Annotated in this window: 22 protein-coding genes; 14 read left to right on the top strand and 8 right to left on the bottom strand. The window is 72.3% G+C overall.

Going from position 1 to position 26,094, the window contains the following annotated elements; genetic code table 11:
- Window positions 1-1,464 carry a hypothetical protein gene (locus tag ACZ6TD_RS33960; RefSeq protein WP_471344334.1) on the top strand — a complete coding sequence of 488 codons (1,464 nt, stop codon included), beginning with the start codon at window positions 1-3 and terminating at the stop codon, window positions 1,462-1,464.
- Between the two features lie 90 nt (window positions 1,465-1,554).
- Here the strand turns inward: ACZ6TD_RS33960 and ACZ6TD_RS33955 are convergent, their stop codons facing one another.
- Window positions 1,555-1,908 carry a HesB/IscA family protein gene (locus tag ACZ6TD_RS33955; protein WP_020871998.1) on the bottom strand — a complete coding sequence of 118 codons (354 nt, stop codon included), beginning with the start codon at window positions 1,906-1,908 and terminating at the stop codon, window positions 1,555-1,557.
- 239 nt (window positions 1,909-2,147) lie between these two features.
- On the opposite strand from ACZ6TD_RS33955, the gene nadA reads away from it, so the two are divergent.
- Complete coding sequence (gene nadA / locus ACZ6TD_RS33950; protein ID WP_471344333.1) at window positions 2,148-3,335, top strand: quinolinate synthase NadA; 1,188 nt, start codon at window positions 2,148-2,150, stop codon at window positions 3,333-3,335.
- Between the two features lie 276 nt (window positions 3,336-3,611).
- On the opposite strand, the gene ACZ6TD_RS33945 is transcribed toward nadA, so the two are convergent.
- The 4 genes from ACZ6TD_RS33945 to ACZ6TD_RS33930 all read right to left on the bottom strand — a co-directional run bounded on the left by ACZ6TD_RS33945 (window position 3,612) and on the right by ACZ6TD_RS33930 (window position 6,781).
- A complete protein-coding gene (locus ACZ6TD_RS33945) occupies window positions 3,612-4,289 on the bottom strand; it encodes a response regulator transcription factor (RefSeq protein WP_470009243.1) in 678 nt (225 codons plus the stop codon).
- Window positions 4,286-5,581, bottom strand: coding sequence for a sensor histidine kinase (locus ACZ6TD_RS33940; RefSeq protein WP_471344331.1), 1,296 nt, complete (start codon window positions 5,579-5,581; stop codon window positions 4,286-4,288). The genes ACZ6TD_RS33945 and ACZ6TD_RS33940 overlap by 4 nt, the downstream gene beginning before the upstream one ends.
- A 104-nt stretch (window positions 5,582-5,685) precedes the next feature.
- On the bottom strand, window positions 5,686-5,964 hold the full coding sequence (gene pspAA, locus ACZ6TD_RS33935; RefSeq protein WP_191067286.1) for a PspA-associated protein PspAA: 279 nt from the start codon (window positions 5,962-5,964) through the stop codon (window positions 5,686-5,688).
- A 40-nt stretch (window positions 5,965-6,004) separates the two neighbouring features.
- On the bottom strand, window positions 6,005-6,781 hold the full coding sequence (locus tag ACZ6TD_RS33930) for a PspA/IM30 family protein (RefSeq protein WP_471344329.1): 777 nt from the start codon (window positions 6,779-6,781) through the stop codon (window positions 6,005-6,007).
- A gap of 262 nt (window positions 6,782-7,043) precedes the next feature.
- On the opposite strand from ACZ6TD_RS33930, the gene ACZ6TD_RS33925 reads away from it, so the two are divergent.
- Both ACZ6TD_RS33925 and ACZ6TD_RS33920 read left to right on the top strand, forming a co-directional pair.
- Window positions 7,044-7,640 carry a DUF3043 domain-containing protein gene (locus ACZ6TD_RS33925; protein WP_471344327.1) on the top strand — a complete coding sequence of 199 codons (597 nt, stop codon included), beginning with the start codon at window positions 7,044-7,046 and terminating at the stop codon, window positions 7,638-7,640.
- Between the two features lie 59 nt (window positions 7,641-7,699).
- A complete protein-coding gene (locus ACZ6TD_RS33920) occupies window positions 7,700-8,434 on the top strand; it encodes a class I SAM-dependent methyltransferase (protein WP_471358266.1) in 735 nt (244 codons plus the stop codon).
- 96 nt (window positions 8,435-8,530) lie between these two features.
- On the opposite strand, the gene ACZ6TD_RS33915 is transcribed toward ACZ6TD_RS33920, so the two are convergent.
- Window positions 8,531-8,734, bottom strand: coding sequence for a hypothetical protein (locus tag ACZ6TD_RS33915; RefSeq protein WP_020871990.1), 204 nt, complete (start codon window positions 8,732-8,734; stop codon window positions 8,531-8,533).
- Window positions 8,735-8,874: 140 nt separating this feature from the next.
- On the opposite strand from ACZ6TD_RS33915, the gene ACZ6TD_RS33910 reads away from it, so the two are divergent.
- Both ACZ6TD_RS33910 and cobT read left to right on the top strand, forming a co-directional pair.
- Window positions 8,875-10,074 (top strand): bifunctional adenosylcobinamide kinase/adenosylcobinamide-phosphate guanylyltransferase, encoded by a 1,200-nt coding sequence (locus tag ACZ6TD_RS33910; RefSeq protein ID WP_471344325.1) that lies wholly within the window; start codon window positions 8,875-8,877, stop codon window positions 10,072-10,074.
- Between the two features lie 248 nt (window positions 10,075-10,322).
- Entirely contained in the window at window positions 10,323-11,372 is a 1,050-nt protein-coding gene (cobT, locus tag ACZ6TD_RS33905; RefSeq protein ID WP_471344323.1) for a nicotinate-nucleotide--dimethylbenzimidazole phosphoribosyltransferase, read from the top strand.
- Between the two features lie 719 nt (window positions 11,373-12,091).
- Here the strand turns inward: cobT and ACZ6TD_RS33900 are convergent.
- Window positions 12,092-12,820 carry an adenosylcobinamide-GDP ribazoletransferase gene (locus ACZ6TD_RS33900; protein WP_471358264.1) on the bottom strand — a complete coding sequence of 243 codons (729 nt, stop codon included), beginning with the start codon at window positions 12,818-12,820 and terminating at the stop codon, window positions 12,092-12,094.
- A 488-nt stretch (window positions 12,821-13,308) separates the two neighbouring features.
- Between ACZ6TD_RS33900 and ACZ6TD_RS33895 the strand changes: the two genes are divergently transcribed.
- The 6 genes from ACZ6TD_RS33895 to ACZ6TD_RS33870 all read left to right on the top strand — a co-directional run bounded on the left by ACZ6TD_RS33895 (window position 13,309) and on the right by ACZ6TD_RS33870 (window position 23,258).
- A complete protein-coding gene (locus ACZ6TD_RS33895; RefSeq protein WP_471344322.1) occupies window positions 13,309-14,847 on the top strand; it encodes a leucyl aminopeptidase in 1,539 nt (512 codons plus the stop codon).
- 394 nt (window positions 14,848-15,241) lie between these two features.
- Entirely contained in the window at window positions 15,242-16,630 is a 1,389-nt protein-coding gene (gene lpdA, locus ACZ6TD_RS33890; RefSeq protein WP_471344320.1) for a dihydrolipoyl dehydrogenase, read from the top strand.
- Window positions 16,631-16,680: 50 nt separating this feature from the next.
- Window positions 16,681-18,444, top strand: a complete 1,764-nt coding sequence (sucB, locus tag ACZ6TD_RS33885) for a 2-oxoglutarate dehydrogenase, E2 component, dihydrolipoamide succinyltransferase (protein ID WP_471344319.1) — start codon at window positions 16,681-16,683, stop codon at window positions 18,442-18,444.
- A gap of 116 nt (window positions 18,445-18,560) precedes the next feature.
- Window positions 18,561-19,184, top strand: a complete 624-nt coding sequence (locus ACZ6TD_RS33880) for a GntR family transcriptional regulator (RefSeq protein ID WP_471344317.1) — start codon at window positions 18,561-18,563, stop codon at window positions 19,182-19,184.
- A gap of 91 nt (window positions 19,185-19,275) precedes the next feature.
- Window positions 19,276-21,951, top strand: coding sequence for a pyruvate dehydrogenase (acetyl-transferring), homodimeric type (gene aceE / locus ACZ6TD_RS33875; protein ID WP_471344315.1), 2,676 nt, complete (start codon window positions 19,276-19,278; stop codon window positions 21,949-21,951).
- A 341-nt stretch (window positions 21,952-22,292) separates the two neighbouring features.
- The gene (locus ACZ6TD_RS33870) at window positions 22,293-23,258 is read left to right on the top strand and encodes a helix-turn-helix transcriptional regulator (RefSeq protein WP_471344313.1); all 966 of its coding nucleotides are present in this window, start codon (window positions 22,293-22,295) and stop codon (window positions 23,256-23,258) included.
- A 13-nt stretch (window positions 23,259-23,271) separates the two neighbouring features.
- On the opposite strand, the gene ACZ6TD_RS33865 is transcribed toward ACZ6TD_RS33870, so the two are convergent.
- Window positions 23,272-23,961: a type 1 glutamine amidotransferase domain-containing protein gene (locus ACZ6TD_RS33865; RefSeq protein WP_471344310.1), complete on the bottom strand. Its 690-nt coding sequence runs from the start codon at window positions 23,959-23,961 to the stop codon at window positions 23,272-23,274.
- Between the two features lie 194 nt (window positions 23,962-24,155).
- Here ACZ6TD_RS33865 and ACZ6TD_RS33860 point away from each other — a divergent pair, with 194 nt between their 5' ends.
- On the top strand, window positions 24,156-24,998 hold the full coding sequence (locus ACZ6TD_RS33860) for an enoyl-CoA hydratase/isomerase family protein (protein WP_471344309.1): 843 nt from the start codon (window positions 24,156-24,158) through the stop codon (window positions 24,996-24,998).
- 70 nt (window positions 24,999-25,068) lie between these two features.
- Window positions 25,069-26,037 (top strand): MIP/aquaporin family protein, encoded by a 969-nt coding sequence (locus tag ACZ6TD_RS33855; RefSeq protein ID WP_471344308.1) that lies wholly within the window; start codon window positions 25,069-25,071, stop codon window positions 26,035-26,037.
- The last annotated feature ends 57 nt before the right edge of the window (window positions 26,038-26,094 follow it).

Genomic DNA, 26,094 nt, shown 5'->3' with positions numbered 1-26,094 from the left:
GTGAGCACCGAGGACACCGACACCCCGCAGACCCCCGACGACGACACTTCCCGTCCGCGCCGGCGCTCGCCGCTGGCCGTCGTCTCGGTGGCGGCCGCGGTGCTGGTCGCCGGTGGTGGCGGCGCCTACTGGGCCTCCACCGCGGCGGACGGCGGCACCCGGGGTCCGGGCGCGTCGGGCGAGGACGGAGCGCCGAAACCCCTCGCACTGGACGCCTACGCCGCCCCGGGCGGAGAGCGGGGCGGGAACGAGGGCATCGCGCCCGGTGAGCCCGACCCGCACGGCGGCCGCTATGTGGTGACGGGCAAACTGCCGGGCGGCCCCGATGAGGCCCCGGTGTATCTGACCGACCCGAAGGTCACCAAGGCCGATGTGGCGCGGCTGGCGAAGGCCCTGGACGTCTCCGGCAGCCCCCGCGCCGACCACGGGTACTGGAAGGTGGGCGGCGCCCCGGACGCGAGCGGCCCGACGCTGCGGGTGAGCCGGACCGGGCCGGGCAGCTGGTCGTACTCGCGCTACGGGGCGCCGGGCGACACGTCCTGCGTCCACCCGGACGGGAAGAAAGCGCCCCGGACCGACAAGGGCGACGCGGCGGACAAGGCCGACAAGACCTGCCCCACCTACCGCGACGGCGACAAGCGCGGTGACAACGGCGCCGCCGAGGGCCGCGACAAGGCCGTGTCCGAGGAGAAGGCGCAGAGCGCCGCCGAGCCGGTGCTCAAGGCGCTCGGACTGTCGGACGCGAAGCTGGACGCGAGCGGCCTCTACGGCGCCGTGCGGATGGTGAACGCGGATCCCGAGGTGGGCGAGCTGCCCACCTACGGCTGGGGCACCAATCTGCAGGTCGGCGCCGACGGCCAGCTGGTCGGCGGCAGCGGAACGCTGTCGAAGCCCAAGGAGGACGACACCTATCCGGTGCTCAGCGCGGGGCAGGCGCTCCAGCGGCTGAACTCGACGGCGGGCAGGAGCGACGGCCCCTCGGGGAAGGTGAGCGTGCGCAAGGTGACGTTCGGCCTCGCCTCGCACATGGTGGACGGCCGGCGGGCGCTGGTGCCGTCGTGGATCTTCGAGACCAAGCCGACCGGGACCAACCGGGTGGCGGTCACCCTCCCCTACCCCGCGGTGAAGCCGGAGTTCATCAAGAAGGCGAAGGAACCCGGCCACTCCCCCTCGCCGGGCAAGGGGGACAGCACCTCCAAGCCGGATCACCTCACCTCGTACAGCGTGGACGGCAAGACCCTGACGCTGCGCTTCTGGGGCGGGGTCTGCAACACCTACTCGGTCTCAGCGAAGGAGACCTCCGACAAGGTGACGCTGGACCTCAAGAGCAAGCCGAAGCATCCGGGGCGGGCCTGCATCCTCATCGCCAAGCAACTGGAGCGGAAGGTGACGCTGAAGGAGCCGCTGGACGGCCGGAAGGTCGTGGACGGGTCCACCGGTAAGACGGTGCCGCTGCGGAAGTGAGCGGAGCGCCCAGGACATGGCAGGCGGAAGGGGCGGGCCCGATGGGCCCGCCCCTTCCGTCGCGCTGTTTACTCCGCCGCGCCCGGGGGCTCAGCTGAAGGAGTCGCCGCAGGCGCAGGAGCCCGTGGCGTTCGGGTTGTCGATGGTGAAGCCCTGCTTCTCGATGGTGTCGACGAAGTCGATCGAGGCACCGCCCAGGTACGGGGCGCTCATGCGGTCGGTCACGACCTTCACGCCGCCGAAGTCCTTGACGACGTCGCCGTCGAGCGAGCGCTCGTCGAAGAAGAGCTGGTAGCGCAGGCCGGAGCAGCCGCCGGGCTGGACGGCGACGCGCAGCGCGAGGTCGTCGCGGCCCTCCTGCTCCAGCAGGCTCTTGACCTTCGACGCGGCGGCGTCGGACAGGATGATGCCCTCGCTCGCGGTGGTCTCGTCCTGAACGGTCATCTGCTTCTCTCCCGGGTCGTACGGACTGCTTGCCGTTGGCACAAACCAACGGCGTCCCGGATTCATTCCGGGCCCAAGCGCCTATCTCCTGTTGCCCTTCATGCTCGCATACGGGCGGACACACCGGAATGCGTCACATCGACACAATGTCTCTCGTCAACGTGACGTGAAGGAGCTATGATAGATAGCGTCATTCTGACGATTAGGGTCCCCAGTGAAGTCCCATCGAAGAAAGAAGGGTGCGTGACGTGACCACCGCCCAGCCCCTCGACGTGCAGCCGACCCCGCTCGCTCTGCTGCTTCTCGGCCGGGAGGCCGACCCCCGGAGCGAGCGCGGCGTGGAGTGCCCGGGAGACCTCCCGGCGCCCTCCGACCCGGATCTGGTGGCACGCGCCCGCGCGGCCAAGGAGAAGCTCGGGGACAAGGTCTTCGTGCTCGGCCACCACTACCAGCGCGACGAGGTCATCGAGTTCGCCGATGTCACCGGAGACTCCTTCAAGCTCGCCCGGGACGCGGCCGCGCGGCCGGAGGCCGAGTACATCGTCTTCTGCGGTGTGCACTTCATGGCCGAGTCCGCCGACATCCTCACGGGCGACGCCCAGCAGGTCGTCCTCCCCGATCTGGCGGCCGGCTGCTCGATGGCCGACATGGCCACGGCCGAGCAGGTCGCCGAGTGCTGGGAGGTGCTCACCGAGGCCGGTGTGGCGGATGTGACGGTGCCCGTCTCGTACATGAACTCCTCCGCCGACATCAAGGCGTTCACCGGTCGCCACGGCGGCACGATCTGCACCTCCTCCAATGCCCAGCGGGCGCTGGAATGGGCGTTCCAGCAGGGCCAGAAGGTGCTGTTCCTGCCCGATCAGCACCTGGGGCGCAATACGGCGGTCCGCGACATGGGCATGTCGCTGGAGGACTGCGTCGTCTACAACCCGCACAAGCCGAACGGCGGGCTCACCCCCGAGGAACTGCGCGCCGCCACGATGATCCTGTGGCGCGGCCACTGCTCGGTGCACGGCCGCTTCTCACTGGACTCGGTCAACGATGTGCGCGAGCGCATACCGGGTGTGAACGTGCTGGTGCACCCCGAGTGCAAGCACGAGGTCGTGGCGGCGGCCGACTACGTGGGCTCGACCGAGTACATCATCAAGGCCCTGGAGGCCGCCCCCGCCGGTTCGAAGTGGGCGATCGGCACCGAGCTGAACCTCGTACGGCGCCTGGCCAATCGATTCGCCGACCAGGGGAAGGAGATCGTCTTCCTCGACAAGACGGTCTGCTTCTGCTCGACCATGAACCGGATCGACCTGCCGCATCTGGTGTGGGCGCTGGAGTCGCTGGTGGCCGGCAAGGTGGTCAACCGCATCCAGGTCGACAAGGAGACCGAGCACTTCGCCAAGCTGGCGCTGGAGCGGATGCTCACGCTGCCGTAGGCAGCGTCCGGCGATGGGGGGGCGGGGCGCGGTTCGCCTGCGGCGGGCTGCTCCCCTCCCCGCCCCTTCCCACAACTGGGGCTCCGCCCCAGTCCCCGGGGGCCAGGGGCGAGGCCCCTGGCCCTGACCTGCCGTCGATCATCTGCGGCACCATCGTGGCTGGCCGCGCCCACGCGGCGGAGCCGCACATCGACACAGCCCCGCGCCCCTTCGGGGGCTGGGGCGGAGCCCCAGTTTCGGGAAGGGGCGGGGAGGGGAAAGGCCCGGCGGGTAGCGCTACGCGCCCGCGCGGACCAGCCCCGTCTCGTAGGCGATCACCACCAGCTGGGCACGGTCGCGGGCGCTCAGCTTGGCCATCGCGCGGTTGACATGCGTCTTGACCGTGAGCGGGCTCACCTCCAGCCGGGCGGCGATCTCGTCGTTGGACAGCCCGCCGCCCACCTGGACCAAGACCTCGCGCTCGCGCACGGTCAGGGCGTCCAGCCGTGAGGAGTCATAGGCGCCCTCACCGCCGCTCCCGTCGCCCTGGGCCAGGAAGCGGGCGATCAGCCCCTTGGTGGCGGCCGGGGACAGCAGGGCCTCGCCCGCCGCCGCGATGCGGATCGCCGCGAGCAGCTCATCGGGTTCGGCGCCCTTGCCGAGGAAGCCGCTGGCCCCCGCCCGCAGCGAGTCCACCACGTACTCGTCCACCTCGAAGGTCGTCAGCATGACCACCCGTACGTCCTTGAGCCGCGGGTCTTCGGTGATCATGCGGGTGGCGGCCAGCCCGTCCGTACCGGGCATCCGGATGTCCATCAGGACGACGTCGGCGCCCCGGGCGCGGGCGATCTCCACCGCCTCCGCGCCGTCGGACGCCTCGCCCACCACCTCCATGTCCGGTTCGGAGTCCACCAGGACGCGGAACGCGCTGCGCAGCAGCGCCTGATCGTCGGCCAGCAGCACCTTGATCGTCATGAGTCCCCTCCCCTACGCGGCTGCAGAGGAAGTCTCACCCGCACCCGGAAACCACCCTCGGGCAGGGGCCCCGCCTCGCAGCGGCCGCGCAGCGCGGTCACCCGCTCGCGCATCCCCAGCAGGCCGTGTCCGCCGCCGCCGGTCGCCGTACCGTCCGCCCGGGTCTCCCCGGACGCGTCCGCGCCGTCCGGCGCCTCCTCGGGGCCCTCGGTCCGCGTCCCCGCCCCGTCGTCCTCGACCGAGACCTCCAGGGCGTCCGCGACCCGGGCGATGCGGATCTCGGCCGTGGCCCCGGGCCCGGCGTGCTTGTGCACATTGGTCAGCGCCTCCTGGACCACGCGGTAGGCCGTGAGGTCCACCGAGCCCGGCAGCGCACCCAGCTTCTCCGGTGGCTCCGCCCGGACCCGGACCCGCATCCCGGCCCGTACGAAGCCGTCCACGAGCTGGTCCAGGACGGCGATGCCGGGGGCCGGTTCGGTGGGGGCGGCGGGGTCGCCGTACTGCCGCAGCAGGCCGACCGTGGCACGCAGCTCCTCCAGCGCCGAGCGGCTCGCCTGCCGTACGTGTGCGAGCGCCTCCTTGGCCTGGTCCGGGCGGTTGTCCATGACGTGGGAGGCGACCCCGGCCTGGACGTTGACCAGCGCGATGTGATGCGCCACGACATCGTGCAGCTCACGGGCGATCCGCAGCCGCTCCTCGGCGACCCGGCGGCGCGCCTCCTCCTCGCGGGTGCGCTCGGCGCGGACCGCCCGCTCCTCGATGGCGGCGATATAGGCGCGCCGGCTGCGCACCGCGTCACCGGCGGCCGCGGCCAGCCCGGTCCACGCGAACAGACCCCAGTTCTCCTGTGAGTACCAGGGGTTGAGCGCGAAGAGCATCCCGGCGCCGGTGAGCAGTACGGCCGTGGCGGCGCCGAGCCGCCAGGTGGTGGGGCGGTCGGTGCGGGCCGCCACGGTGTAGAGCGCCACCACGACCCCGAACACGATCGAGGTGCGCGGCGGGCCCACGTCATTGGTGACGAGCTCGGTGAGGGTGAGGGCCACGTTGAAGGCGAGCACCCCGCGGGGCAGATCGCGGCGGAGCACCAGCGAGGCGGCGGCGAGCACGGCCAGCAGCACGAAGAGGGCGCCCAGCGACTGGTGGCGCATGCGCGGGCCGGCCACCGCGCCGATCAGGATCAGCGCGAGGACCCCCAGCGCCACCAGGGTGTCCAGGGCACGGGGATGGGCGCACAGCCAGCGGTGCGGACGGGCCAGGCCCGGCCCGACGGCGAGGGGAGTCACGGAATCCAACAGTAAGGGCCGCGGGGGACCACCCGGCTTCGTGGGCGGCCCGTACCCGGCCGGTGCGGGGAGGTACGACCTGTGCTGGAGTGTGGATCCGGGAGCGCGCCGCACTAGCCCGGAATGAGGCCGTCGTCCTTGAGCATCGCCTTGACTTCCTCGAGGGTCGCGTCGGCGGCGGGGAGGATCAGCTCGGACGGCTGGAGCGCGTCATCGGGCAGGGGCTCACCGGCCGAGCGCACCGCGCCCAGCAGCGCGCCCAGGGTCCTCCGGAAGCCCTCGTGATCGCCGCCCTCGATCTCCGCGAGCAGCTCGTCGTCCAGCCTGTTCAGTCCGGGCAGATGGCTCTCGGCCACCCGCACCTGGCCCTCCCCCATGATCCGTACGATCATGACGACCTCCTTGGAGACCTCGCCCAGGCGGGGGCGCGGGCTACTGCTTGTCGAACTTGTGCTGGGTCCGGGACTGCTGGGACTCGTCCGTCGTGCCGCCCTCGATCGCCTGCTGTGGGCTGCCGCCGGCCAGCTCGGCCTTCATCCGCTGAAGCTCGAGCTCCACGTCCGTACCGCCGGAGATCCGGTCCAGCTCGGCCGCGATGTCGTCCTTGGTGGCCATACCGGACTGGTCGTCCAGGGCGCCGGAGGCCAGCAGCTCGTCGATCGCGCCCGCGCGCGCCTGGAGCTGCGCCGTCTTGTCCTCGGCGCGCTGGATCGCCATGCCGACGTCGCCCATCTCCTCGGAGATGCCGGAGAACGCCTCGCCGATGCGGGTCTGGGCCTGGGCCGCGGTGTAGGTGGCCTTGATGGTCTCCTTGCGCGTGCGGAAGGCGTCGACCTTGGCCTGGAGCCGCTGGGCGGCCAGGGTCAGCTTCTCCTCCTCGCCCTGCAGCGTCTGGTGCTGGGTCTCCAGGTCGGTGACCTGCTGCTGCAGCGCGGCGCGGCGGGAGAGCGCCTCACGGGCCAGGTCCTCCCGGCCGAGCGCGAGTGCCTTGCGGCCCTGGTCCTCCAGCTTGGCGGACTGGCCCTGCAACTGGTTGAGCTGAAGCTCCAGGCGCTTGCGCGAGGTCGCCACGTCGGCGACGCCGCGGCGGACCTTCTGGAGCAGCTCCAGCTGTTTCTGGTACGAGTAGTCAAGGGTTTCGCGCGGGTCCTCGGCCCGGTCCAGGGCCTTGTTGGCCTTCGCGCGGAAGATCATCCCCATACGCTTCATGACACCGCTCATGGGCCTCGCGCGCCCCCTTCTGACGGACGTGTGACTCCGGCACTCCAACAGACCCAGCCTACGGGCCCTGCTTCCATTACCGCACTGTTCGAGCCCGCTCGCGCTCCTCCTGCAGGACGATCAGACGGTGGGAGCCTCCGGCGCAAGGAGGAGTGCGCCCCCCTGTGTCCCGATTACGGCGGGACTCCGTTGCCTGATCGTTCCCCCTGAGGCTGGGGCGCACACCCCGCAACCCGTACCCTTGGGCTTTGTGTTCCGAAGCCGTTCCAAGGATGAGCAGGCCGCTACCACCAAGGTGACCGCGGACCAGCCGCAGCAGACCCGTGACCCGCAGGCGCCCAAGGGCCGCCCCACTCCCAAGCGGAGTGAGGCCCAGTCGCAGCGCCGCAGCCTGGCGAAGACGCCGGCCAACCGTAAGGACGCCACGAAGCGTGCGCGCGAGGCCCGCCGCGCCGATCTGGCCAAGCAGCGCCAGGCGCTGGCCGGGGGTGACGAGCGGTATCTGCCGGCCCGCGACAAGGGTCCGGTGCGGCGGTTCGCCCGCGACTTCGTGGACTCGCGGTTCTCCGTCGCCGAGTACTTCCTGCCGCTCGCGGTGGTCATCCTGGTCCTGAGCATGATCCGGGCCGGGGCCATGCAGAGCTATGTGCTGCTGGTGTGGATGGTGGTCATCGTCCTCATCGTGATCAACTCCCTCGTCCTCGGCGTCCAGCTCAAGCGGCAGCTGCGCAAGCGCTTCCCCGACGAGAATCTGCGCGGCGCGGTGGCGTACGCCCTGATGCGCACCCTCCAGATGCGCCGGCTGCGGCTACCCAAGCCGCAGGTCAAGCGCGGAGAGCGGCCCTGAGCGGCCAACCCTCCGGCTTCACCGGCGGGGCGGCCGGCTGGCTGAGCCACCTCGGGGGCCTGCGGAACACCGTCCGGCAGGCACTGGTCGCCCACCAGCTCGATGAGCAGATCACCGCACGCTTCCCGGTGGGACAGCGGCTGCGGGTGCTCGACGTGGGCCTCGGCCAGGGCACCCAGGCCCTGCGGCTGGCCCGCGCGGGCCATGAGGTGACCGGTCTCGAGTCCGACACCACCATGCTGGAGGCGGCCCGCACCGCACTCGCCGACGAGCCCGAGGGCATCCGAAGACGCGTGCGGCTGATCGAGGGCGACGGCCGGGAGACCGGGGCACACTTCCTGCCGGGCACCTTCGACGTGGTGCTGTGCCACGGCGTGCTGATGTACGTGCCCGAACCGGATCCGCTGCTCGCCGGGCTGGCCCGGGTGCTGGCCCCCGGCGGTCTGCTCTCGCTGCTGGTGCGCAACGGTGACGCGCTGGCGATGCGGCCGGGTCTTGCCGGGGACTTCGACACCGCGCTGGCCGCCTTCGACTCCCCCTCGTACACCAACCGGATCGGGCTGCCGGTGCGCGCCGACCGGCGCGAGGAGCTGACCGAGACCCTCACCGCGATCGGCGCGCCGCTGCGCGCCTGGTACGGCGTGCGGGTCTTCACCGACCTCGCCCCGGACGACGCGGAGCCGCCGGGCTCCCCGGAGTGGGAGCGGCTGCTGACGGCCGAGGAGCGGGCCGGCCGCACGGATCCCTACCGGGCGGTGGCGGCGCTGCTGCATCTGTGCGGGGTGCGCGGCTGATCCGGGCCGCGGGGTGGGGTGGCGGTGAGGACCGCCACCCGCCACCCCGCGCTTGTGTTCATTCGGCTTTGTTCATTCGGCTTTGTTCCGCTTTGTTCATTCGGCGCGCAGGCTCATCGGGCCGTAGATCTTCTTACCGTCCTCGAAGAGGGTCACCTGCTCCGCGCCTCCCTCGAGGAGCTCCCGCCACTCCTCGCCGATCCACGACTCCGCGTCCCCCTGGGTCGGGAACTCCTCCGGCTGCACCGCGGGCTTCGTCTCCGCCCCGTCGGACTTCTCGAACCGCCATGTCCACGCCATTCCAGCCTCCTCCATCCCGCCGGCCCACAGGTGATACCCGCCGGCCCACAGCTGATGTCTGCCCGCAGCCTAGGTGACTGATCACTCCGTACGGGGTGGCCCCGCGCGACCCGTGGGAAGGGACGCGAGACGATCGGGGCGTGGAACTCACTCTTCTGGGCACCGGGGCCCCCGACGGGCTGCCGCGCCACGGCTGTCCCTGCGCCGCCTGTGCCGCCGCCGTCGGCGAGGAGGCACGGGCCGCCACCTCGCTGCTGATCGACGGCGCGCTGCTGATCGACCTCACCCCGGGGGCCGCCTTCGCCGCCGCGCGGGCCGGGTACTCGCTGGTGGGCGTCCGCCAGGTGCTGCTCTCCCATCCGCACGCGGGCCCGGCCGTCGAGTTCCCGGCCGGGATGCCGGCGCCGGGGCGGGTGCCGGACGGCCGCACGCTGTCCCTGATCAGCGGCCACCGGGTGCGGGCGGTCGCGCTGGACTCCCCCGGCACCGGCTACGAGGTCACCGGGCCCGACGGCACCCGGCTGCTGTACCTCCCGCCGGGCACGGCCGCCGCCGGGCTCCCGGACCCGGCCGAGCCGTACGACATGGTGCTGCTCGACGTGCTGGGCCGCCCCGACGCGCTGGCCGCCCTCCGCGCCGCGGGCGCCGTGGGCGCCACCACCGACGTGCTGGCCGTCCATCTCGACCACACCACCCCGCCCGGCCGGGAGCTGCACCGCCGCCTCGCCACGGCGGGCGCGCGGGCGGTGCCGGACGGGCGGACGCTGATCGTCGGTGAGTACCACGCGGTGCCGGACCTGCCGCGCCGCACGCTGGTGCTGGGCGGCGCCCGGTCCGGCAAGTCCCTCGAGGCGGAACGGCGGCTGGCCGCGTTCCCCGACGTCCTGTACGTCGCCACGGGCGGCACCCGCGAGGGCGACCCCGAGTGGGCCGCCCGCGTCGCCGCCCACCGCGACCGCCGCCCCGGCTCCTGGCGCACCACCGAGACCTGCGACCTGCCCCCGCTGCTCGCCGAGGACGGCCCGCCGCTGCTCATCGACTGCCTGGCACTGTGGCTCACCGACGCGATGGACTCCGTGAGCGCCTGGGACGACGAGAAGTGGGCACACGGCGGCGAACGCGCCCTCCGCGAACGCGTCTCCGCCCTCGTCGCGGCGGTCCGCGCCACGACCCGTACGGTCGTCGCGGTGAGCAACGAGGTCGGCTCGGGCATCGTCCCCGCGACCGTCTCCGGCCGCCGCTTCCGCGACGAACTGGGCCGCCTCAACGCGGCATTCGCCGAGGAGTGCGAACAGGTGCTGTTGGTCGTGGCCGGTCAGCCCTTGCCGCTGCGCGGCTGATCTTGGATCGGGGGCCGGCTGACCCGAGCCGGAGCCGGGTCGCGCGGGGCTCCTCGGCTCGGTCGGGTGCGGCTTTTCTCGCGCGCCTTCGGCGCGCCTGAGCGGCGCCGAAGCCGCGGGACGGCGGCGCCAGCGACCGGGCGGAGCAAGGCCGACGCGGGTGCCGGCCGGTGCCCGGGTGGAGGCCGCGACGGGCTCAACGGCCGGACGCCGTACCGGTTCCCGGGGCGCCCGGTAGGGTTCGCCAGGTGAGTGCTCTCAATCTCGATGACTTCGTCGACCTGATCGAGCGCCCCGACGGGGGCATCCGGCGTGACGCCGAGGAGCGCCGCGAGCGGCTCGCGTTGCCGCCGGGTGCGCTCGGGCGGCTGGACGAACTGGGCGAGTGGCTGGCCGCCGCGCAGCAGCGGGTGCCGGTCAAGCCCATCGAACAGCCCCGCGTCATCCTCTTCGCGGGCGACCACGGCGTCTCCGACCTCGGCGTCTCCGCCCGCCCCGCCAGGAGCACCCACCGTCTGGTCCGCGCCGTGCTCGACGGCGAGAGCCCGGCCGCCATCCTCGCCGCCCGTCTCGGCACGCCCGTCCGCGTCATCGACATGGCGCTGGACTGCGACCCCGAGGACCTCCCCGAAGAGGTCACCCGCCACCGCGTACGCCGCGCGTCCGGCCGGCTCGACGTCGAGGACGCGCTCACCCTGGACGAGGCCGAGCGGGCCTTCCGCGCCGGGATGGCCATCGCCGACGAGGAGGCGGACTCCGGCACGGACCTCCTCGTCCTCGGCGACCTCAGCGTCGGCGGCACCACCGCCGCGGCCACGCTGATCGCCGCGCTGTGCGGTACGGACGCGTCCGTGGTCACCGGCCGCGGTGGCGCCGCCATCGACGACCTCGCCTGGATGCGCAAGTGCGCCGCCATCCGCGACGGGCTGCGCCGCGCCCGCCCCGTGCTCGGCGATCAGCTCCAGTTGCTGGCCACCGTCGGCGGTGCCGACCTCGCCGCGATCACCGGCTTCCTGCTCCAGAGCGCCGTACGCCGCACCCCCGTGATCCTCGACGGCGTCGTCTCGGCGGCCTGCGCGCTGGTCGCCCAGCGGGTGGCGTTCCGCGCCCCGGACTGGTGGCTGGCCGGTCAGACCAGCGGCGAACCGGGCCAGGAGAAGGCCCTCGACCGCATCGCCCTCACCCCGCTGCTCGACCAGGGCGTCACGGTCGGCGAGGGCACGGGCGCACTGCTCGCCCTGCCGCTGGTGCAGGCGGCCGCGGCCCTGCACGCGGAGCTCCCGGAGCGCGACGGCTAAGCGCTCCGCGGGAAGTGGCGCCATGCGTCGTTGGCCGACTGCGGCGCCGTCGTGGCTGGTCCCACGCGGCGGAGCCGCACATCGACACAGCCCCGCGCCCCTTCGGGGCGCTGCCCGAACCGTAGCGGACTTCCTCCGACCTGCTCAGGGCGTGTCCGGCGGTACGCGTACGCCTGCGGCGGGCTGCTCCCCTCCCCGCCCCTTCCCTCAACTGGGGCTCCGCCCCAGACCCCGGGGACCAAGGGACAGAGCCCCACCCCGGACCCCGGGGACCAAGGGCGCAGCCCCCGCTGCTCCCCTCCCGCACCTCCCTGCGGCATCGCCACGTGACGGGCTCCGCCCCAGACCCCCGGGGTCCAAACCCCCGCCGCTCCCCTCCCGCACCTCCCTGCGGCATCGCCACGTGACAGGCTCCGCCCCAGACCCCCGGGGTCCAAACCCCCGCCGCCCCCCTCCCCGCACCTCCCTACGGCATCGCCACGTGACAGGCTCCGCCCCAGACCCCCGGGGTCCAGGGGCGGAGCCCCTTGTATCGGGAAGGGGCGGGGAGGGGACAGATCCGCCGGACACGCCAAAGGGGCCGGGCCGCAGCCGAAGGGGGCCCTCAGCCGAGGGGGCAGGCAGCCGCGAGGCAGCGGTGGGCCCCAAGCCGAAGCGGGGGCCCGAGCCGAAACCGGAGGCCCGAGCCGAAAGGGCAGCCCTCAGCCGAAGGGTGGGGCTCAGCCGAAGGTCAGGACCACCAGGGCGGTTGTGGCGGCCGTTTCCGCCAGCGCGCCGAAGACGTCGCCGGTCACCCCGCCGAGACGGCGGTGGCAGTGGTGCAGGAGGAGTTCGGCGGCCGCCAGGGCGGCCAAGGCCGCGAAGGCGTTGAGGACGACGGCGTACGGGCCGAACGGGACGGCCACCACCGCGCAGCCCACCACCGTCACCGCCGCCACGACACCGGCGGAACGCCACGGCACGCTGCCCGCGACCGCCGCGCCCAGCCCCTCCGGCCGCGCCGCCGGAACCCCCACGCGAGCCGCGAGCGTCAAGGCGCAGCGCGCGGCGACACCGGCCACGGTCGCCCCGACCGCGCCGTGCGCCCAGTCCTGCCCGTACAGCTCGGCCAGGGCCGCCACCTGCCCGAGCAGGACGAACAGCAGCGTCATCACGCCGAACGGCCCGATGTCCGACCGCTTCATGATGCGCAGCGCGTCCTCGGCGGGCTTGCCGCTGCCGAGCCCGTCCGCGGTGTCGGCGAGCCCGTCGAGGTGGAGGCCGCGGGTCAGTACGGCGGGTATCGCGGCGGTGGCCACGGCCGCGAGCAGCGCCCCACCGCCCAGGAACAGCAACACCCCACCCACCGCGGCCGCGCACAGCCCCACGGCCAGCCCGGCCAGCGGAGCGCACAGCATCCCCGCGTGCGCCGCCTCCCGGTCCCAGCGCGTGCCCCTTACGGGCAACACCGTGAGGGTGCCGAACGCGAAGCGGACCCCGTCGCCCCAGGGGGCACGCGGAGCGTGCGCGGGCGGCGGGTCGTCATCGGGCCGCGGCGGATGCTCCGGCCGGTCAGGCTGCTGCTGCTCCGCACCCTCGGCGGTCTCGGAGGGCGCGGAGGGCGCGGAGGGCGGGGAGCTCTCCGGCCGCTCGGGCTCGGGCTCGGCCTCCGGCGGGCGTGCGGACGGCTGCGGTTGCGGCTGCGGCGGCTCCGGCGTGGTGTCCATCGCGCGGAAGGCTATCCCGGCCACCCGTAGCGGGTAAGCCCCAGGGCGCGGCCCTGTGGAGCCCTGAGTGCCAAGGCACGCCGGGTGCTTGGTTCTTCCGGCGGGAGCGCCTCCCAGCGGTAGCCGGGGGAGAACCGAGCCCCAAATGGGGCCTGGGCATACGATGCGGAGGGGCGCGGCCTACCCATCCATGACGGCCGACGAACTACCGGAAGAGGGACCCGACCACTGTGACTGCTCTGACTCTCAGCACCTCGTCCGCCACGGCACTGCGCGCGGACGCCGTCGTCGTCGGTGTGGCGAAGGGGGCCAAGGGCCCCGTCGTCGCTGCCGGCGCCGAGGCCGTGGACAAGGCGTTCGGCGGGAAGCTGGCCGCCGTTCTGGAGACGCTCGGCGCGACCGGCGCCGAGGGCGAGGTGACCAAGCTGCCCGCCGCGTCCGGCCTCAAGGCCCCGGTCGTGCTGGCGGTCGGGCTGGGCGAGGTCCCGGCCAAGGGCGACGGCTATGACGCCGAGACGCTGCGCCGTGCCGCGGGCGTGGCCGCCCGCGCGCTGTCCGGTTCGAAGAAGGGCGCGTTCGCGCTGCCGATCGAGGACCCGGCCGGCGCCACCGCCGTGGCCGAGGGCGCGCTGCTCGGCGCGTACACGTACGACAAGAGCAACGGCAACGGCAACGGCGGCAACGCCAAGAACAAGGACAAGAAGAACAACGGGCCGCTCGCCGAGGTCGCCCTCGTCGGCGGCAAGCCGCGCGACAAGGCGTACAAGGCGGCCGTCGAGCGCGCCACGGCCCTCGTCGCGGAGGTCAACCGCGCCCGCGACCTGATCAACACCCCGTCCAACCTCCTCAACCCGGCCGCCTTCGCGGCCGAGGCGGTCGCGGCCGCCAAGGAGCACGGCCTCAAGACCGAGGTGCTGGACGAGAAGGCCCTCAAGAAGGGCGGGTACGGCGGCATCCTCGGCGTCGGCCAGGGCTCGGAGGCCCCGCCGCGGCTGGTCCGGATCGCCTACACCCACCCCAAGGCCGAGAAGACGCTCGCCCTGGTGGGCAAGGGGATCACCTACGACTCGGGCGGCATCTCCCTCAAGCCGGCCGGTCACAACGAGACGATGAAGTGCGACATGAGCGGTGCCGCCGCCGTGTTCGCCACGGTGGTCACCGCCGCGAAGCTGGGCCTGCGGGTCAATCTGACGGGCTGGCTGGCGCTCGCCGAGAACATGCCGTCGGGTTCGGCCACCCGCCCCGGCGATGTGCTGTCGATGTACGGCGGCAAGACCGTCGAGGTGCTGAACACCGACGCCGAGGGCCGGCTGGTGCTCGCCGACGCGATCACCCGCGCCGGTGAGGAGAAGCCGGACGCGATCGTGGACGTGGCGACGCTGACCGGTGCGATGGTCCTCGCGCTGGGCAACCGCACGTTCGGGATCATGGCGAACGACGAGGCGTTCCGCACCACGCTCCACGAGGTCGCGGGCGAGGTCGGTGAGCAGTCGTGGCCGATGCCGCTGCCCGACCACCTCCGCAAGGGCATCGACTCGCCGGTCGCCGATCTGGCGAACATGGGCGAGCGCATGGGTGGCGGTCTGGTGGCCGGCATCTTCCTGAAGGAGTTCGTGGCGGACGGGATCACCTGGGGCCACCTGGACATCGCGGGTCCGGCCTTCAACGAGTCCGGTCCGTTCGGCTACACCCCCAAGGGCGGCACGGGTGCCGCGGTCCGCACCCTGGTGCGGCTTGCCGAGCGCACCGCCGACGGCGACCTCGGCTGAGCCGAGGCCCCGTTCCCCGGCGGTATCGATACGCGGCTCCGCCGCGCGGTACGCCGGACACTTCGTGGGCCCCGCGACACAGCGACATGTCACCGCGACGCATCGCGACCGTATGAGACGGCCGCCGCCATAGGCCGAAAGTCCCGTCGATTTCGCCCTCAACGAAATCGACGGGGCTTCGCGTTCCGGATACGCAGCAGTAACCCCTGAACTGGGGTCTGGAGATTTCTCACACAGCGGCCCCGCGTCCCGCCTCCTCCCAACAAGTGCGAAGATGTTGTCCCGGCAGGACAGGGCCCCCGACACCAGGGCCGACGCAAGAAGCGGCCGAACACACGCCGCCGCCCGGCCGACCAACGGCCGGCCCCGGCGCACCATGCATGGAGGACGTGACGTGGCGAACGACGCCAGCACCGTTTTCGACCTAGTGATCCTCGGAGGCGGTAGCGGCGGTTACGCCGCTGCCCTGCGCGCGGCGCAGCTGGGTCTGGACGTCGCCCTGATCGAGAAGGACAAGCTGGGCGGCACCTGTCTGCACCGTGGCTGCATCCCCACCAAGGCGCTGCTGCACGCCGGTGAGCTCGCCGACCAGGCCCGCGAGGGCTCGGAATTCGGTGTGAAGACCACCTTCGAGGGCATCGACATCGAGGGTGTGCACAAGTACAAGGACGGCGTGGTCTCGGGCCTGTACAAGGGTCTCCAGGGCCTCATCGCCTCCCGCAAGGTCACCTATGTGACGGGTGAGGGCCGGCTGTCCTCCCCGACCTCCGTCGATGTGAACGGCCAGCGCTACACCGGCCGCCACATCCTGCTGGCCACCGGTTCGGTGCCGAAGTCCCTGCCGGGCCTGGAGATCGACGGCAACCGCGTCATCTCCTCCGACCACGCGCTGGTGCTCGACCGCGTGCCGAAGTCCGCGGTCGTGCTGGGCGGCGGTGTCATCGGCGTCGAGTTCGCCTCCGCGTGGAAGTCCTTCGGGGCCGACATCACCATCGTCGAGGCGCTTCCCCACCTCGTCCCGGTCGAGGACGAGAGCAGCTCCAAGCTGCTGGAGCGCGCCTTCCGCAAGCGCGGCATCAACTTCTCCCTCGGCTCCCGCTTCTCGGGCGTGGAGTACACCGCCGACGGCGTCAAGGTCTCGCTGGAGAACGGCAAGACCTTCGAGGCCGAGCTGCTGCTGGTGGCCGTCGGCCGCGGCCCGGTCTCGCAGGGGCTCGGCTACGAGGAGGCCGGGGTCGCCATGGACCGCGGCTATGTCCTCGTCGACGAGTACATGCGGACCAACGTGCCGACCATCTCCGCCGTCGGCGACCTGGTCCCCACCCTCCAGCTCGCCCACGTCGGCTTCGCCGAGGGCATGCTGGTGGCGGAGCGGCTGGCCGGTCTGAACCCGGTGCCGGTCGACTACGACGGCGTGCCGCGGGTGACCTACTGCCACCCCGAGGTCGCCTCCGTCGGCATCACCGAGGCCAAGGCCAAGGAGCTGTACGGTGCGGACAAGGTCGTCGCCCTGAAGTACAACCTCGCGGGCAACGGCAAGAGCAAGATCCTCAAGACCGCGGGCGAGATCAAGCTCGTGCAGGTACGGGACGGTGCCGTCGTCGGCGTCCACATGGTCGGTGACCGGATGGGCGAGCAGGTCGGCGAAGCTCAGCTGATCTACAACTGGGAGGCGCTGCCGGCCGAGGTCGCGCAGCTCGTCCACGCCCACCCGACCCAGAACGAGGCGCTCGGCGAGGCCCACCTGGCCCTGGCCGGCAAGCCGCTGCACTCCCACGACTGATCATCCCGAGCGCGAACCATCCAAAGATCGTTAAGGAGCAACCGAACACCATGGCGGTTTCCGTAACCCTGCCGGCGCTCGGCGAGAGCGTGACCGAGGGCACCGTCACCCGCTGGCTCAAGGCCGAAGGTGAGCGCGTCGAGGCCGACGAGCCCCTGCTCGAGGTGTCGACCGACAAGGTCGACACCGAGATCCCGGCCCCCTCGGCCGGTGTGCTGACGTCCATCAAGGTGGCCGAGGACGAGACGGTCGAGGTCGGCGCCGAGCTGGCCGTCATCGACGACGGCGGCGCGGCCCCGGCCGAGGCCCCCGCCCCCGCGGCCGAGCCCGCTCCGGCGGCTCAGCCCGAGCCCGCCCCGGCGCCCGCCGCCGAGGCCCCCGCCCCTGCCCCCGCTGCCGCCGCCGCTCCGGCCGGTGGCGCCGAGGGCACCGATGTGGTCCTTCCCGCGCTCGGCGAGAGCGTGACCGAGGGCACCGTGACCCGCTGGCTCAAGGAGGTCGGCGAGTCCGTCGAGGCCGACGAGCCGCTGCTCGAGGTCTCCACCGACAAGGTCGACACCGAGATCCCGGCCCCGACCGCGGGCACCCTGCTGGAGATCCTGGTCGGCGAGGACGAGACCGCCGAGGTCGGCGCCAAGCTGGCCGTGATCGGCGCCGCCGGTGCCGCTCCGGCCGCCGCGCCCGCCGAGGCCCCGGCCGCCCCGGCCCCGGCTCCCGAGCCGGTTCAGGAGGCCCCGGCGCCCGCCCCGGCCCCGCAGGCCCCGAGCGCCCCGGCGCCGCAGGCCGTCACCCCGGAGCCGGTCGCCCCCGAGCCGGCCCCGGCCGCTCCGGCGCCCGCCCCGGCTCCGGCCGCGGCAGCCCCGTCGATCCCCGCTCCCGCGGCCCCCGAGGCCGAGGGCGCCTACGTCACCCCGCTGGTGCGCAAGCTCGCCGCCGAGAACAACGTGGACCTGTCCACGGTCAAGGGCACCGGCGTCGGCGGCCGCATCCGCAAGCAGGACGTCATCGCCGCCGCGGAGGCCGCCAAGGCCGCCCAGGCCCAGGCGCCGGCCGCCGCCGCGCCGAAGGCCGCCCCGCAGGAGGTGTCCCCGCTGCGCGGCCAGACCATCAAGATGCCGCGGATGCGCAAGGTCATCGGCGACAACATGATGAAGGCCCTGCACACCCAGGCCCAGCTCACCAGCGTGGTCGAGGTGGACGTCACCAAGGTCATGCGGCTGCGCGCCCGGGCCAAGGAGGCGTTCGCCCAGCGCGAGGGCGTCAAGCTCTCGCCGATGCCGTTCTTCGTGAAGGCGGCCGTCCAGGCGCTGAAGGCCCACCCGGCCATCAACGCCCGGATCAACGAGGACGACAACACCATCACGTACTTCGACGTGGAGAACGTCGGTATCGCGGTGGACGCCGAAAAGGGCCTGATGACCCCGGTCATCAAGAACGCGGGCGACCTCAACATCGCGGGCATCGCCAAGAAGACGGCGGAGCTGGCGGGCAAGGTCCGCTCCAACAAGATCACCCCGGACGACATGTCCGGTGCCACCTTCACGATCAGCAACACCGGCTCGCGCGGTGCGCTGTTCGACACGATCATCGTGCCGCCGAACCAGGTCGCCATCCTGGGCATCGGCGCGACCGTCAAGCGCCCGGTGGTCATCAACCACCCGGAGCTGGGCGAGACCATCGCGGTGCGCGACATGACGTACGTGGCGCTCTCCTACGACCACCGCCTGGTGGACGGTGCCGACGCGGCCCGCTACCTGACGGCCGTGAAGGAGATCCTGGAGGCCGGCGAGTTCGAGGTGGACCTCGGGCTCTGATCCTCACCTCGGTTTCCCTGCCGCGCCCCGCACGGGCTTCCCGTGCGGGGCGCGGTTTCATTACCGCACTGCCGGGATAATGGCAGCTGTTCACCGCTGGTTCTAAGGAGCTCCCCATGGTCGCGCCCGTCGTCCACTCGCTGCGCGAGCAGATCCGCGAGCACATCGTGGAGGGCATCGTCAGCGGCCGCTGGAAGCCGGGCGAGCGGATCGTGGAGCGCCGGATCGCCACCGAGCTGGAGGTCAGCCAGACGCCCGTACGGGAGGCGCTGCGGGAGCTGGAGTCGCTGCGGCTGATCGAGTCGGCGCCGAACAAGGGCGTGCGGGTGCGGAATCTGACCGCCGCCGACCTGGAGGAGATCTATCCGGTGCGGGCCGGGCTCGAACAGATGGCGGCGGAGCTGGCCGCGCCCGTGCTGGCCGAGGACACCTCCGCGCTGGAGCCCGAGGTGCGGGCGCTGTACGAGGCGGACCGCGCGGCCGACGGGGAGGCGCAGGTCCGGCACACCGTGGCGTTCCACCGGGAGCTGGTGCGGGCGTCGGGCAACAGCGTGCTGCTGCACACCTGGGAGTCGCTGGGCATCGAGATCTGGACGACGCTGTCGATCCGCTGGCTGGGCACCGTCCAGCAGTCGTACGCGGAGGAGCACCAGGCCGTGGTGGACGCGTTCAAGCGGCGGGATCCGCGGGTCGGTGAACTGGTCAAGGAACACGTCCTGGGCTGTGCACCGCGTGCCTAGTTTCGCGGCACGGAATGCCAATTTCGGCTTACGGAGCACTTTTTCCTTGGCAGAGCTTTGATCGATCATCGATCAGTCTTACGGTTATTTCATGACCGATCTCGCACGCACGCAGCCGAGTGCGCTCGACCAGCTTCCCGACCGTGACCCCGAGGAGACCGCCGAATGGGGCGCCTCCCTGGACGCCGTCACCCGGGCAGCCGGGTCGCACCGCGCCTCGTACCTCATGCGCCGCACCCTGGAGCGCGCCGAGAGCGCCGGGCTCGCGCTGCCGCCCCTGCTGGAGTCGGACTACCTCAACACCATTCCGACCGCCGCCGAGCCCGCGTTCCCGGGCGACGAGGCCATGGAGCGCCGCATCACCGCCTGGAACCGGTGGAACGCGGCCGCGATGGTCACCCGCGGCAGCCGTGACGGCCTCGGCGGTCACATCGCCACCTTCGCCTCCGCCGCCTGGCTCTACGAGACGGGCTTCCAGCACTTCTTCCGCGGCAAGGAGGCGGACGGGTCCGGCGACCAGCTCTACATCCAGGGCCACGCCTCCCCCGGCATCTACGCCCGCGCCTTCCTCGACGGGCGGCTGACCGAGCACCACCTGGACCACTTCCGCCGCGAGGCGGGCGGCGACGGCCTGCCGTCCTATCCGCATCCGCGCCGGCTGCCCTGGCTGTGGGAGTTCCCCACCGTCTCGATGGGGCTCGGCCCGATCTCCGCGATCTACCAGGCCCGCTTCAACCGCTATCTGGCGGCGCGCGGCATCAAGGACACCGCGAACTCCCACGTATGGGCCTTCCTCGGCGACGGCGAGATGGACGAGCCGGAGTCGACGGCCGCGCTCGCCCTGGCCGGGCGCGAGGGCCTGGACAACCTCACCTTCGTCATCAACTGCAACCTCCAGCGCCTCGACGGCCCGGTGCGGGCCAACTTCAAGATCGTGCAGGAGCTGGAGGCCCAGTTCCGTGCGGCGGGCTGGAACGTGATCAAGTCGCTGTGGGGCTCCGCCTGGGACGAGCTGTTCGCGCTGGACACCTCGGGCGCGCTGGTCCGCCGGCTGCGCGAGGTCCCGGACGGCCAGTTCCAGACGTACGCGACCCGCGACGCGGCCTACATCCGCGAGCACTTCTTCGGCGCCGACCCGGCCCTCGCACAGCTGGCGAAGACGCTGACCGACGCCAAGCTCACCGAGTGTTTCCACACCTCGCGCGCGGGCCACGAGCCCCGCAAGGTGTACGCGGCCTACCGCGCGGCCGTGGAGCACAAGGGCGCCCCGACCGTCGTGCTCGCGCAGACCGTCAAGGGCTGGACGCTGGGCCCCGGCTTCGAGTCCCGCAACGCCAACCACCAGATGAAGAAGCTGACGGGCAAGGAGTTCCGCGCCATGCGGGACCTCCTCGAACTCCCCATCCCGGACAGCAAGCTGGACGACGCCCTCGTGCCGTACGTCCACCCCGGCCCCGACTCCCCCGAGGTCCGCTACCTCCAGGAGCGCCGCGCGGCCCTCGGCGGCCCGGCCCCGGCCCGCCGGGTCCACCCGGTCGCCCTGCCCGAGCCGTCCGCGAAGCCGTTCGAGACGCTCGCCAAGGGCTCCGGCAGTCAGGAGATCGCCACCACCATGGCCTTCGTCCGGCTGGTCAAGGACCTGATGCGGGAGAAGGAGACCGGGAAGCGCTGGGTGCCGATCGTGCCGGACGAGGCGCGGACCTTCGGCATGGAGTCCCTCTTCCCCACCGCCGGGATCTACTCCCCGCTCGGCCAGACCTACGACCCGGTCGACCGCGATCAGCTCCTGTACTACAAGGAGGCCGCGAACGGTCAGATCCTCAACGAGGGGATCACCGAGGCCGGTTCGATGGCCGACTTCACCGCCGCCGCGACGTCGTACGCGACGCACGGCGAGCCGATGATCCCCTTCTACATCTTCTACTCCATGTTCGGCTGGCAGCGCACCGCCGACCAGATGTGGGCGCTCGCCGACCAGCTCGGCCGTGGCTTCCTCATCGGCGCCACGGCGGGCCGTACGACGATGACCGGCGAGGGCCTCCAGCACGCCGACGGCCACTCCCCGCTGATCGCCTCCACCAACCCGGCGGCGCTCGCCTACGACCCGGCGTTCGCCTACGAGGTGGGCGCGATCGTGCGGGACGGTCTGCGACGGATGTACGGCCCCGAGGCCGAGGACGTCTTCTACTACCTGACGGTCTACAACGAGCCCAAGGCGCAGCCGGCGATGCCTTCGGGCGAAGGCGTCGAGGAGGGCATCCTCAAGGGCCTGTACCGCTACCAGGAGGCCACGGCCCCGGCCGAGGACTCCCCCCGTATCCAGCTCCTCGCCTCCGGCACCGCCGTCCACTGGGCGCTGGAGGCCCAGAAACTCCTCGCCGACGACTGGGGCGTGGCCGCCGACGTGTGGTCCGCCACCTCCTGGAGCGAGCTGCGCCGCGACGCCCTGTCCTGTGACGCGGCGCAGCTCAAGGGCGAAGACCGGGTCCCGTACGTCACCCGTGCCCTGGCAGGCGCACCGGGCCCGGTCCTCGCCGTCAGCGACTGGATGCGTGCCGTCCCCGACCAGATCAGCCAGTGGGTCGAGCAGGACTGGTACTCGCTGGGCACGGACGGTTTCGGCCTCTCCGACACCCGCGAGGCCGCCCGCCGCCACTTCGGCGTGGACGCCCCGGCCATCGTGGTGGCCGCCCTGTCCCGTCTGGCCCGCCAGGCCGCGGTCCGCGCCACGGCCCCCAAGGAGGCCGCGGAGCGGTACGGCATCTGACGCCGCGGTTGCCGGGGATCGCCTGCGGCGGGCTGTTCCCCTACCCGCCCCTTCCCACAACTGGGGCTCCGCCCCAGACCCCGCTCCTCAAGCGCCGGAGGGGCTGAAATCAGCCCGTCAGGGGGCACCTCCCAGCGGTAGCTGGGGGAGCTTGAGGACACGCCCGAAGGGCGTCCGGGGTCCAGGGGGCGGAGCCCCATGGTTCGGGAAGGGGCGGGTAGGGGAAAGAGCCGCCGGGCCGGGCGTAAGGCCGGGGCCCCGCCCCCTGCGCGGCCGGGCGCGCTACGGCCGCGAACCCGCCACGGTCCGCCGCTCGCCCGAGAGCACGGCATCATGGGCCCGTGCGTGCTGCCCGCCTCATCAAGATGGTGCTTCTGCTCCAGGCTCGCCCCTCGATCACAGGGGCCGAGCTGGCGCGGGAGCTGGAGGTCTCCGAGCGCACCGTAACGCGGGACGCCGCCGCGCTGTCCGAGGCGGGGATCCCGGTCTACGCGGACCGGGGCCGGGCCGGGGGCTACCGGCTCATCGGCGGCTACCGCACCCGGCTGACCGGCCTCGGGCGGACCGAGGCCGAGGCGCTGTTCCTGTCCGGCGTGCCCTCGGCGCTGCGCGAGATGGGCCTCGCCGACGCCGCCTCGGCCGCCCGGCTGAAGGTGTCCGCCGCGCTGCTCCCGGAGCTGCGGGACGCCTCCCACACGGTGGCCCAGCGGTTCCACCTCGACGCCCCGGGCTGGTGGCGCGAGCCGGAGGCGCCGGAGCTGCTGCCGAGCATCGCGGACGCGGTCTGGGACGATCTGCGGATCGCCGTCCGCTACCGGCGCCGGGACGCGGAGGTCCGGCGGGAGCTCGAACCGTACGGGCTCGTACTCAAGGCGGGCGTCTGGTATCTCGCGGCCCGTGCGGAGGGCGGCTTCCGGGTGTACCGGGTGGACCGTTTCGCCGCCGTCGAACCGACCGGCGTCCGCTTCACCCGGGACGAGGAGTTCGACCTGCCCGCCTTCTGGGAGGAGCGGGCCGAGCAGTTCGCCCGCTCGATCCTGCGGGAGCGGGCCGTCGTACGGCTGACCCCGGCCGGGGCCCGGCAACTGCCCCATGTCACGGACCGGGTGGCGGCCGAGGAGGCCGTACGCGAGGCCGGGGAGCCCGACGGGCAGGGCCGGCTCACCGTCACCCTGCCCGTCGAGTCGTACGAGGTCGCCCTGGCCCAGCTGCTCGGGCTCGGCCCGGAGGCGGAGGTGCTGGGTCCGCCGGAGCTGCGGGCGCTCTTCGCGGAGGCGGCGCGCCGTACGGCGGAGCTGTACCGGTAGGCCACCCTGCGACTCAGAGGACCTTGAGCAGGCGTTCCGCCAGGTGGGCTGCCGATGCGGGGTTCTGTCCGGTGTACAGGTTGCGGTCGACCACCGTATAAGGCTTCCACATCTCGCCCTTGGTGAAGTCGACGCCGAGTTCGATGAGCTCGGTCTCCAGCGTCCAGCGGGCCCTCTTGGCGAGGCCGACCGCCTCCTCTTCCTCGTTGGTGAAGCCGGTGACCCGGTAGCCGGCGAAGGGCGATTTCCCGTGGATCCGGGTCGCCAGCATCGCCGCCGGGGCGTGGCAGACGATGGCGAGGGGTTTGCCGGAGGACAGGGCCGCCGTCAGCAGGCGGCCGGCGTCGGCGTCGACGCTCAGGTCTTCCATGGGCCCGTGGCCGCCGGGGAAGTAGACGGCGTCGTAGTCGTCCAGTCGGGCGTCCGCGAGGTGGATCGGGCGCCGCATCACCTCCGCGGAGCGGATGATCGCCTCCAGGTCGAGCGCGATCTGCGCACTGCCCGCCATATCGGGTCGCAGGCTCATCATGTCCACCGTCGGAACGGCCCCGCCGGGGGTGGCGACGGTGATCTCGTGGCCCGCCTCGGTGAGGGCCTTGTAGGGGGCGGCGAACTCTTCGGCCCAGTAGCCGGTCGCGTACCGGGTGCCGTCCTTGAGCGTCCAGTACGGCGTACCGGTCATCACGAAAAGTACCTTGGCCATCGCGCAACCGCCTTCCTGTCGGTATTCAGTACGGTTAGCGCATAATTTCCCTCAAAGCATGGTATGAGCAGATGGACTGCCCCGTCGCGTCAGCCGCGGGTCTGGACGCGTGCGTCAGGTGGCGGCAAAGTGCCGTCGGCCCGGTCGGACGCGGCCAGGTTGCCGATGGCCCGTCGGATATTAGCGTCGGGCCCATGGACTCACCGACGCGATTCGCGCTGACCGAGCACTCGCCCGCTCACTGGCGCGTGACGTTCGACAACCCTCCCGTCAATCTCGTGGACTCGACGATGACGAGTGAGCTGGACGCCGTCTTCACACGCGCCGAGCACAGCGGTGTCGCGGTCATCGTCTTCGACAGTGCCGACCCCGAGTTCTTCATCGCCCACTACGACCTCTCCGCCAAGGACGAGCTGGAGCACGTCCTGGCCCACCCGGAGGAGGTCCACCCCTTCACGGCGCTCCTCACCCGTCTGAGCAAACTCCCCATGGCGACCATCGCCTCCGTCAGGGGCATCGCACGCGGCGCGGGCAGCGAGTTCCTGCTCGCCACCGACATGCGCTTCGGCAGCCGCGAGAAGTCCGTCATCGGCCAGTTCGAGATCGGCATGAGCGCGATCCCCGGTGGCGGACCCGCCACGCGCCTGCCCGCCCTGGTCGGACGGGGCCGGACCTTCGAGATCCTCTTCGGCGGCCTCGACCTCGACGGAGACCTCGCCGAACGGTACGGGTACCTGAACCGTGCCTTCCCCGACGACGAGCTCGACGGCTTCGTCGACGAGCTGGCGTCCCGCATCGCCTCCTTCGACCTGCAGACGATCAAGGACATCAAGCACTTCGTCAACGTCGCGACCCTGCGGCCGGACGGTGAGTTCAAGGACCAGATGGACGCCTTCTGGGCCGCCGTGAACCGTCCGGCGCAGCAGCACGTCGCACGGCACCTCTTCGAGGCGGGACTCCAGCAGCGCGGCGACCTGGAGCGCGACCTCCCGCACTGGGTCACGCGGTTCCAGTACCGCGCCGGCGCCGACGCCTAGACATCCGCCGAGCCCGGGCGGGCACCGGCGGGAGGCCGTCCCCGCGTGCCCAGTCCCCTAGGGAGCCCTGATGGCTGTTGAGATTCCGCCCCTGGTGAGCCCCTCGCGCTTCCGGCGCCGAGGAGGACTGCTCGGGGAGTGCCTCGCGGAGTTCCTGGGGATGTTCGTCCTCATCTCCTTCGGGTGCGGTGTGGCGGCCATGGCGGTCGCGGCGCTGCCCGGTTCGGGCCGCACCGCGGGAGCCACCACGAGCTTCGTCGGCGCCGGCGACTGGGTCATGCCGGTGCTCGGCTGGGGCCTGGCCGTGACCTTCGGCATCTACGTCGCCGGCGGCGTCAGCGGGGCGCATCTGAATCCAGCGGTCACGCTCGCCTTCGCAGTGCGCCGCCGGTTCCGGTGGGCCAAGGTCGTCCCGTACGTGGCCGCGCAGCTGGTGGGCGCGTTCGCCGGGGCCGTGCTGGTGTACGCGGTCTACCACGACGCGATCAGCGCCCTGGACCAGGCGATGAAGGGGCCGAAGACGGACGGCCACACCCTCGCCACCTTCTCGATCTTCGGCACGGTCCCCGCGCAGTACTTCCACGGCAGCGTGTGGGGCCCGCTCGTGGACCAGATCGTCGGTGCCGCGTTCATGCTCATCTTCATCATGGCCGTCATCGACCTGCGCAACCCCGCCGTGCGGGTCTCCCTGGCGCCGGTCGTCATCGGCCTCGCGGTCGCCGCCATCGGCCTGTCCTACGGCGCGAACGCCGGCTACGCCATCAACCCCGCCCGCGACTTCGGCCCGCGTCTGTTCGCCTGGACCATGGGCTGGGGGGAACTCGCCCTGCCGGGCACGACGCCCAGCGGCTTCAGCGCCTACTTCTGGATCCCCGTCGTCGGCCCCCTCGTCGGCGGCGTGATCGGGGTCCTGGTCTACGACCTCTTCATCGGCGACGTCCTGCACCTCCGCACCCGCATGGCCAAGGTCCCGGAAGTCGGCTGCACCCGGCCGGTGACCACCACGCCCGAGGTGAGCACCCTCGCACCACGCGGGTGATGGGGTGGAGGGCGTCCGGGCCCGTTCCGCGTGCGGGGGTGCGCGGGAGGGCCGATC

Source organism: Streptomyces yongxingensis (assembly GCF_055597465.1).
This window is presented reverse-complemented; position numbering and strand designations above follow the sequence as displayed.

Bases quoted from the DNA above. Each gene is read 5' to 3' on its own strand.
- ACZ6TD_RS33945 (WP_470009243.1), bottom strand. From the start codon at position 4,289: ATGACGATCAAGGTGCTGCTGGCCGACGATCAGGCGCTGCTGCGCAGC.
- ACZ6TD_RS33930 (WP_471344329.1), bottom strand. From the start codon at position 6,781: ATGAAGCGTATGGGGATGATCTTCCGCGCGAAGGCCAACAAGGCCCTG.
- ACZ6TD_RS33880 (WP_471344317.1), top strand. From the start codon at position 18,561: ATGGTCGCGCCCGTCGTCCACTCGCTGCGCGAGCAGATCCGCGAGCAC.
- sucB (WP_471344319.1), top strand. From the start codon at position 16,681: ATGGCGGTTTCCGTAACCCTGCCGGCGCTCGGCGAGAGCGTGACCGAG.
- pspAA (WP_191067286.1), bottom strand. From the start codon at position 5,964: ATGATCGTACGGATCATGGGGGAGGGCCAGGTGCGGGTGGCCGAGAGC.
- ACZ6TD_RS33860 (WP_471344309.1), top strand. From the start codon at position 24,156: ATGGACTCACCGACGCGATTCGCGCTGACCGAGCACTCGCCCGCTCAC.
- ACZ6TD_RS33855 (WP_471344308.1), top strand. From the start codon at position 25,069: ATGGCTGTTGAGATTCCGCCCCTGGTGAGCCCCTCGCGCTTCCGGCGC.
- ACZ6TD_RS33915 (WP_020871990.1), bottom strand. From the start codon at position 8,734: ATGGCGTGGACATGGCGGTTCGAGAAGTCCGACGGGGCGGAGACGAAG.
- ACZ6TD_RS33865 (WP_471344310.1), bottom strand. From the start codon at position 23,961: ATGGCCAAGGTACTTTTCGTGATGACCGGTACGCCGTACTGGACGCTC.
- aceE (WP_471344315.1), top strand. From the start codon at position 19,276: ATGACCGATCTCGCACGCACGCAGCCGAGTGCGCTCGACCAGCTTCCC.
- ACZ6TD_RS33955 (WP_020871998.1), bottom strand. From the start codon at position 1,908: ATGACCGTTCAGGACGAGACCACCGCGAGCGAGGGCATCATCCTGTCC.